Genomic DNA, 1,440 nt, shown 5'->3' with positions numbered 1-1,440 from the left:
GCGAACAGCGCCGTGTCGGCCGGCACGGGACCGTCGAGCAGGCGCAGCCGCAGCTCATCCTGCACGGCGAGCGCCTCGGCCTCGGTGGCCGGCCAGTCGGTCATGACCGGCACCCTAGAGGTTGTCGCCGCGCGTGATCCGGGTCACGATGGGGTGGAGCGGAGGTACCCCCCTTTGTCGAACCCGTGGCTGGCCCTTGACCGGGGCGCCGATCCGGCTGAACGGATCCGGCAGGTCGGTCGCGCCCACGAGCGGTTCGTGACGGGCGACCTCGATCCCGGCGGCACCGCCATCCGGCGCGTGGTCGCCGACTCGTGGCGACGCTCGGCGGACGCGATCGGGCCGGACCACACTGCGCCGATCGAGATCAGCGACGGCGACCTCGAGACCTATCGGGCGGCGCATCCGCTGGCCCGGGTGCTGCCGATCTTCCGCGACCTGCTGGGCGGGCTGGCCGACGACGGCGACCACCTGATGGCGGTCTGCGACGCGCACGGGCGGCTGCTCTGGGTCGAGGGCACCGGGGTGGCGCTGCGCGGGGCCGAGTCGATGAACTTCGTCCCGGGCGCCCGCTGGGACGAGGCGCACGCGGGCACCAACGCGCCGGGCACCGCGCTGGCCGTCGACCACCCGCTGCAGATCTTCGCCACCGAGCACTTCAGCCGGCCGGTGCAGCGCTGGACCTGCGCGGCGGCCCCGATCCACGACCCGGCGACCGGGCGGCTGCTCGGAGCGATCGACGTGACCGGCGGTGACCACCTGGCCAACCCGCACAGCCTGGCCCTGGTACGCGCCACGGCGCTGGCCGCCGAGGCCTTTCTGTCGGCGCTGCAGCCGCCGGAGACGGGCGCGCCCTCGGTGGCGGTGCTCGGCCGCGACGAGGCCATGCTGACCGTCGACGGCCGGCGCACCCGCCTCGGCCGCCGGCACTCCGAGCTGCTGGTCCTGCTCCTGACGCATCCAGAGGGGCGGACCGGCGACCAGCTGGGTCTCGACCTCTACCACGACGACCTGAACCCGGTGACGGTCCGCGCCGAACTCTCCCGCCTGCGCCGCATCCTCGGCCCGCAGCTGCTCGACTCGCGCCCTTACCGCCTGCACGCCGCCCTGAGCGCCGACTTCAGCCGGGTCACCGCCCACCTCGACGCCGGCCGGGTCGCCGACGCCCTGACCGAGTACACCGGCCCGCTGCTGCCCTCCTCGGACGCCCCCGGCGTGATCCGGCTGCGCCGGCGGCTCGACGGCCGTCTCCGGGACGCGGTGCTCAGAGCCGCCGACCGCGAACTCCTCGAGACCTGGCTCCGCTCCTCCTCGGGCGCCGACGACCTGGAGATGTGGGAGCTCTACGCCGCCGTCCTCCCGGCCACGTCCCCGGCCCGGACGACGGCACTGACCCGCATCGACCAGCTCGCCGCCGAGTTCGGCCTCCACGTGGCAAGC

At 74.9% G+C, this 1,440-nt stretch carries 1 protein-coding gene; it reads left to right on the top strand.

Going from position 1 to position 1,440, the window contains the following annotated elements; genetic code table 11:
- Positions 1–174: 174 nt before the first annotated feature.
- A partial coding sequence (locus tag AB0M20_RS43300) for a GAF domain-containing protein (RefSeq protein WP_364307299.1) occupies positions 175–1,440 on the top strand: 1,266 nt, incomplete at its 3' end.

The organism is Actinoplanes sp. NPDC051633 (assembly GCF_040681735.1).
GTDB lineage: Bacteria > Actinomycetota > Actinomycetes > Mycobacteriales > Micromonosporaceae > Actinoplanes.
Note: the sequence above shows the minus strand (reverse complement) of the source record. Positions and strands in the feature narration are given on the sequence as shown.